Source organism: Sphingopyxis sp. SCN 67-31 (genome assembly GCF_001725095.1).
The window spans coordinates 1-6,160 of sequence record NZ_MEFH01000168.1 but is presented as its reverse complement, the minus strand read 5'-3'; the positions used below and the strand labels follow the sequence as shown (position 1 = coordinate 6,160).

Here is a 6,160-nt window from a genome sequence, read left to right as displayed (position 1 = left end):
GCCCACCACTGGCCCTGGGTCAGGCTGCTGCCCTTGGGCAGCACGGGGCTGTAGGTCAGGCCGCGGTCGCCGCGCAGCACCCACGCGCCTTCGGGCAGTTCGGCAAGCTCGTCGACGCGCTTGCCGGCAAATTCGGTGACGCTGCCGCGCAGCGCGGGGATCATGTTGATTGCCGCCTTGTCGTCCGCCCCGGTCACCAGCGTGCGGAACGCGGCCGCCCGGTCGCGCGGAATATCGAGGACGAAAAAGCTCGGCGCGCGTTCGGGTACGGTGCGCGCGATTTCGGCGGTGATGCTCGTCTGGATCGCGGCGAGGGTGACGAACAGCGTCAACCCCAGGCCGAGCGCGACGACGAGCGCGCCGGTCGCGGCGCCGGGGCGATGCAGATTGGCGAGCGCAAGGCGCAGCAGCGGCCGCTTCGGGCGCGGCACCCGGCTCGCGATGCGGCGCACCAGCCAGCCGAGCGCGACGAGGATCAGGAGCAGCAGCACTGCCGCCCCGATGAAGCCCAGCGCAAACAGCGGTTCGCGCGCCGTGCCGACCGCGAGGGCGACGATGGCGGCGAAGGCGAGGGCGACGGCGGCCAGCACACGCTTTTCGATCCGGCCCGCGCCGTCGACCGTCGCACGGTAGAGGCCCGCGGCCGGGATATGGCGCGTCGCGGCGAGCGGTGGCAATGCAAAGGCAATCGCGATGAGCAGCCCGTAGGCGGCGCTGACCGCGAGCGGCAGCGGATAGACGGCCAGTCCCGGCTTGACCGGCAGGACGTCGCCGGCGATTGCGTCGATCGCCGCGGGGGCCAAGGCGCCCGCGATCAATCCGGCGGCAATCGCGGCGGCGGCAACCGCCAATATCTGCAGGCCATAGATGCGTAGCACCGCCGCGCTGTCGGCACCGAGCACCTTCAGCGTCGCGAGCCCCGGGCGCTTGCCCGCAAGATAGCTGGCGACCCCGTTACCGACCCCGATCCCCGCGATCACCAGCGCGGCGAGGCCGACGAGCGACAGGAACTGCCCCATGCGTTCGATAAAGCGCCGCGTGCCCGGCGCGCCATTGCTGCGGTTGGTCACCTCCCAGCCTGCGTCGGGGAAGGCCGCGCTCAGCCGCTTGCCCACGGCCACCGGATCGGCACCGGCGGGCAGGCGGACGCGATATTTGCTTTCATAGAGGCTGCCGGGCTGGATCAACTGCGTGGCGGCAAGATCGCCGAGGCCGATGATTGCCACCGGGCCCAGCGTAAAGCCTTCGCCCAGCCGGTCGGGCTCGTCGGCGATGATGCCGTCGATGCGGAAGGATTTGTCGCCGAATTTCACCGCGCCGCCGACCGTCAGGTCGAGCCGTGACGCGAGATCCTTGCCGATCCAGATCGCCCCCGGCGGCGGCGGGCCGCGGCGCGCGCCGCTTTCGAGCTGCATTGTGCCGTAAAGCGGATAGGCGGCATCGACCGCCTTGAGCTCGGAGAGCAGCGCGCTGCCGTCCGGCGCGTTCGCCATCGCGCGCATCCGCACCGTCGCCGACGTCGCGCCGGCACCGCGCAGCCCGGCGAGCTCGGCCTCGCTCGCCTGCCGCTGCGGCAGGCCGAACTGCAGGTCGCCGCCCAGGATCGTCTGTCCCCGCGACGCCAGTTCGGCGGTGATGCCGCTCGTCAGGCTGCCGATGGCCGCGAGCGTCGCGACGCCGAGGAACAGGCACACCGCCAGCAGGCGCAGCCCGCGAATCCGCGCCGCCAGATCGCGCCGCGCGATACGCCACAGGGTCGCCAGCGGGATCATCAAATCCTCCCTGCCGCGTAGCGGTGGCGAGGAGGACCATCGGCGCTCATGCAGCTCGTTCCTCGATCCGCCCGTCGTGCATCACGACGACGCGGTCGCAATGGTCTGCCAGTTCGGGATCGTGGGTGATGATCAGCAGCGTCGCGCCGAGCGCCGCGCGCCGCGCGAAGATCAGTTCGATGATCGCATGACCGGTCGCGGTGTCGAGATTGCCGGTGGGTTCGTCGGCGAAGATGATCTGCGGTTCGCTCGCCATCGCGCGCGCGATCGCGACGCGCTGCTGCTCGCCGCCCGAAAGCTGCGCGGGATAATGGGTCAGGCGGTGGCCGAGCCCGACCGCCTCCAGCTCGCGCGCGGCGCGCCCGAACGGGTCGTCGATCCCTGCCAGCTCCAGCGGCACGGCGACATTTTCGAGTGCGGTCATCGTCGGCAACAGGTGGAAGGCTTGCAGGACGATACCGATCCGCCCGCGCCGCGCGCGCGCCAGCGCATCCTCGTCCATCGTCGCAAAATCGAGCCCCGCGACCATGACCGTTCCGCCGCGTGCGCGTTCCAGCCCGGCGAGCACCGCCATCAGCGAACTCTTGCCCGATCCCGACGGACCGAGCAGCGCGACCGAGGTGCCGGCCGCAACCTCCAGATCGACGCCGCGCAAAATTTCGACGGGGGCCTTGTCGCTCCCCAGCGTCAGCGTCACATTATGGGCGGCAATCGCCATCGTCGGCGCGACGGGCGGTCGGGGGCTGTCGGTCAAGAAAGGACCCTTTGGAAATGAGAACGGCCGGATGGCGCTCTTTCGCCCTATATGGTTTTGCAATCGCCCTTTGCCAACCGCTTGCCGGATGCGGCTCGGCGGAGGCCCCCGCGGCGCCCGCAGCGGGCAAGGAAAATCCGGCGAAGGCAGTGCCCGTGCTTCCCGCCGACGCACCGCTCGTCATTGCCTTCGGCGATAGCCTCTACGCCGGCTACCAGCTTGGCCCCAGAGAAGGCCTCGCGCCGCAGCTTCAGGCGGCGCTCGCGGCGGATGGTCGCATGGTGCGCGTCCAGAACGCCGGGGTATCGGGCGATACCACCGCGGCGGGGCGGCAGCGGCTGTCCTATGTTCTCGACAATGCGAAGGCGAAACCCGCGCTCGTGCTGCTCGGCCTCGGCGGCAACGACATGCTGCGCGGCATCGGCCCCGACCAGACGCGCGCCAATCTCGACGCGATGCTTGCCGAGCTCAAGCGGCGCGGCATCCCCGTCCTGATGACCGGGATGATGGCGGCGCCCAATCTGGGCAGCGATTATGCGAGCAAGTTCAATCCGATATTTCCCGAACTTGCCGACAAATATGGCGCGAGCCTCTATCCCTTCATCCTCGACAATGTCGTCACCGACAAATCGCTGATGCTCGGCGACAATATGCATCCCAATGCCAAGGGCGTGAAAATCGTCGCCGCATCGCTGGCGCCGCTCGTCGAACAGGCGCTGCCGGCGCCGCGCTAACCCAACAGCTTTTGGGCGCGGGCGCGCCAGTTGGCGGCGAGCAGGTCCATCGCGGCGAGCGCGCGCAGCGCCGCCGGTTCGCGCTTGCCCGCCCCGCCGATCAGCAGGTGAAAGACGCGCTCGACGCTCCAGTCGGGCAGCGGACGCTCCATCAGCTCCAATGCGTCGCCTGCGCCGACCGCGCCATCCTCGATGACACGGTAATACCAGCCGCCGCGGCGAGAGGTGACGACGGTGGCGGGCAGCGTCGCGATGCCGAACCGGTGGCCGAGCTTCCAGCACGGCTGGCGGCCCTGGCTGATCTCGACCAGCGCGCTGCCGAGGCGATAGCGGTCGCCGATGCACGCCGCGCTCTCGGTCAGGCCCGATGTCGAGATATTCTCGCCGAACGCGCCGGCGTCCTGCAACAGCGCATGGTCGCCGATCGTCTCGGCCCACCAGCCATAATGATCGCGCGGATAATGGTGGATCGCCTTGTCGGGGCCGCCGTGGACCGAAAGGTCGGCCTGCTCGTCGCCCGCGATGCCCAGTGCGCCGACCGCGCGCCGTCCTTCGACCGCGCGCTTGTCGATCGCGCTCGGCTCGCCCTTCGCGCCGAAGCGGCGGGCCTTGCCGGTCAACAGGGCGTCGATCGTGTAGCGCATCGCCCTGCTGTGGCGGCTTCCCGCGCAAAAGAAAAGGGGCGACCCCGCGGGGCCGCCCCTTTCCGTTCTTCTCGCTGACCGAAGGATCAGAAAGCGAAGCCGACGCCGACCGCGAACGCGTCGGTGTCGTCGAAGTTGTTGATGAACTGGTGGCGATATTCGACCTTGCCATAGACGTTCTGGCCCAGCTTGTGCTGATAACCGGCGCCGACATAGGGATCGTCGATCTGGCCGAAGGTGTAGCCGCCGGTCGCGTAGAGCTTGCCGTTCGTGCCGAGGTTGGCGCCCAGGCGCGCACCCGACGAGAACTGGACCTTGGCGCCGTCGATCAGCACCTTGTCGCCCGCGATTTCGACGCCGGCAAAAGCCTTGTCGCCCAGGTTGTAATCATAGCCGCCCGCAACGCCCAGGGTGGCGTCGTCCAGGCCGCTGCCGGTGATGTAACCGCCGCGCACTTCGACATGACCTTCGCCGTTCTGGGCGAGGGCAGGCGTGGCAACGACAGCCGAGAGGAGAGCGGCAGCAACTGCGAACTTCTTCATTGTCTTTTCCTTTTCTTTGACAGGGGGCGCCCTTTGGGTCGCGTCCCGTGTGCAAAGATGGCGTTCGCACCTGTCGTTTCAATGAACGCATCGTTCAGAAAATGACAATTTTATTACCTGTGTTGTTTTTGCAACACAGCATAGCTATGCAAGCCGGCCTCAGCCCAGCGCCGCCTGCTTCTCTTCGGCGATGCGGTCGAGTTCGGCGCGCGAGGGTTTGGTCGCCGCGCTCTTGAGCTGGCCGCACGCCGCCATGATGTCGCGCCCGCGCGGGGTGCGAATCGGCGCCGAAATTCCGCTTTCGAAGATGATGTTGCTGAACGCGCGCACCCGCTCTGGCGACGAACATTCATAGATCGCGCCGGGCCAGGGGTTGAACGGGATCAGGTTGACCTTCGCCGGCAGCTTGTACTGCTTGATCAGCCGCACCAGCTCGCGCGCGTCGGCGTCGCTGTCATTCTTGTCCTTCAGCATCACATATTCGAAGGTGATGCGCCGCGCATTGTTCGCGCCGGGGTAGGCGGCGCAGGCGGCGAGCAGCTCCTCGATGCCGTATTTGCGGTTGAGCGGCACGATCTCGTCGCGGATTTCCTTGTTCACCGCGTGGAGCGAGACGGCGAGGTTGACGCCGATTTCCTCGCCCGCGCGCGCCATCATCGGCACCACGCCGCTCGTCGACAGGGTGATGCGCCGCTTCGACAGCGCCAGCCCGTCGCCGTCCATCACGATCTTCAGCGCGCCCTTGACCTCGTCGAAATTATAGAGCGGCTCGCCCATCCCCATCATCACGATATTGGTCAGCATGCGGCCGTCCGCGGTATAATGGCCCGCGTCGTCATCCTCGTCGTCGACATCGGCGGTCGATGCCATCGTGCCCTTCGGCCATTCGCCCAGCGCATCGCGCGCGAGCAGGACCTGGCCGACGATCTCGCCGGCGGACAGGTTGCGGACGAGCCGCATCGTACCGGTGTGGCAGAAACGGCAGTTCAGGGTGCAGCCGACCTGGCTGGACACGCACAGCGTTCCCCGATCGGCGTCGGGAATGAACACCATTTCATATTCCTGGCCGTCCGCCGCCGCGAGCAGCCATTTGCGCGTGCCGTCGGTCGAAACCTGCGCGGTGACGACCGTCGGGCGGCCGACGATGAAGCGTTCGGTGAGCCAGGGGCGCATCGCCTTGGCGATGTCGGTCATCGCGTCGAATTCGGTGACGCCCCGATGATAGATCCAGTGCCAGATCTGCTTGGAGCGCAGCTTCGCCGCCTTGGCGTCGAGCCCCGCGTCTTCGAGCGCGGAACGGATGCCCTCGCGCGTCAGTCCGACAAGGTCGACGCGGTTGCCGCCGCGCAGGGGAACGGTGCCCGTCGTAACGGGATCGATGTGGCCGGGGATCTGCATGATGCGCGGCCCTATAGTCGCGATGCGCGCTTTGCGCAATTGCGCGCGTCAGCGCGGCCCTTCACGCGCCGTGATAGGGGTCCATCGCATCTTCGAAATCTTCGAGCGTCCCGACATGCTCCAGCGGCGGTTCGCCGGGGGCGGCGGGAAAGATCGCATCGATCCGACGGCGCAGCGTGTCGTCGAACGCAGCATGGTTCGAAATGCGCGCGTTGCTGCTGACCGTCAGCTCGGTGCGGATCGCGCCCTTGATGCGCTCCAGCCCCTCGGGGCTCAGCACCCCGCTGTTCAGCAATTCCTCGCAAAGCTGGATCAA

7 protein-coding genes are annotated in these 6,160 nt (G+C 67.8%); 1 reads left to right on the top strand and 6 read right to left on the bottom strand.

The window, feature by feature from the left end:
* Both ABS88_RS22805 and ABS88_RS22800 read right to left on the bottom strand, forming a co-directional pair.
* A partial coding sequence (locus ABS88_RS22805; protein WP_286750679.1) for an ABC transporter permease occupies window positions 1-1,772 on the bottom strand: 1,772 nt, incomplete at its 3' end.
* Between the two features lie 46 nt (window positions 1,773-1,818).
* Complete coding sequence (locus tag ABS88_RS22800; protein ID WP_263589011.1) at window positions 1,819-2,490, bottom strand: ABC transporter ATP-binding protein; 672 nt, start codon at window positions 2,488-2,490, stop codon at window positions 1,819-1,821.
* Window positions 2,491-2,543: 53 nt separating this feature from the next.
* Here ABS88_RS22800 and ABS88_RS22795 point away from each other — a divergent pair, with 53 nt between their 5' ends.
* Window positions 2,544-3,260 carry an arylesterase gene (locus tag ABS88_RS22795; RefSeq protein WP_286750678.1) on the top strand — a complete coding sequence of 239 codons (717 nt, stop codon included), beginning with the start codon at window positions 2,544-2,546 and terminating at the stop codon, window positions 3,258-3,260.
* Here ABS88_RS22795 and ABS88_RS22790 read toward each other — a convergent pair.
* The 4 genes from ABS88_RS22790 to ABS88_RS22775 all read right to left on the bottom strand — a co-directional run.
* Window positions 3,257-3,904: an MOSC domain-containing protein gene (locus ABS88_RS22790; RefSeq protein ID WP_286750677.1), complete on the bottom strand. Its 648-nt coding sequence runs from the start codon at window positions 3,902-3,904 to the stop codon at window positions 3,257-3,259. The genes ABS88_RS22795 and ABS88_RS22790 overlap by 4 nt on opposite strands.
* An 86-nt stretch (window positions 3,905-3,990) precedes the next feature.
* The gene (locus tag ABS88_RS22785) at window positions 3,991-4,446 is read right to left on the bottom strand and encodes an outer membrane protein (protein WP_086455914.1); all 456 of its coding nucleotides are present in this window, start codon (window positions 4,444-4,446) and stop codon (window positions 3,991-3,993) included.
* Between the two features lie 159 nt (window positions 4,447-4,605).
* Window positions 4,606-5,844 carry a dual-specificity RNA methyltransferase RlmN gene (rlmN, locus tag ABS88_RS22780; protein WP_286750676.1) on the bottom strand — a complete coding sequence of 413 codons (1,239 nt, stop codon included), beginning with the start codon at window positions 5,842-5,844 and terminating at the stop codon, window positions 4,606-4,608.
* A 61-nt stretch (window positions 5,845-5,905) separates the two neighbouring features.
* Window positions 5,906-6,160, bottom strand: a 255-nt coding sequence (locus ABS88_RS22775) for a hypothetical protein (RefSeq protein WP_286750675.1), incomplete at its 5' end; no start/stop codon positions are given.

Bases quoted from the DNA above. Each gene is read 5' to 3' on its own strand.
- ABS88_RS22800 (WP_263589011.1), bottom strand. From the start codon at position 2,490: ATGGCGATTGCCGCCCATAATGTGACGCTGACGCTGGGGAGCGACAAG.
- ABS88_RS22795 (WP_286750678.1), top strand. From the start codon at position 2,544: ATGAGAACGGCCGGATGGCGCTCTTTCGCCCTATATGGTTTTGCAATC.
- ABS88_RS22790 (WP_286750677.1), bottom strand. From the start codon at position 3,904: ATGCGCTACACGATCGACGCCCTGTTGACCGGCAAGGCCCGCCGCTTC.
- ABS88_RS22785 (WP_086455914.1), bottom strand. From the start codon at position 4,446: ATGAAGAAGTTCGCAGTTGCTGCCGCTCTCCTCTCGGCTGTCGTTGCC.
- rlmN (WP_286750676.1), bottom strand. From the start codon at position 5,844: ATGCAGATCCCCGGCCACATCGATCCCGTTACGACGGGCACCGTTCCC.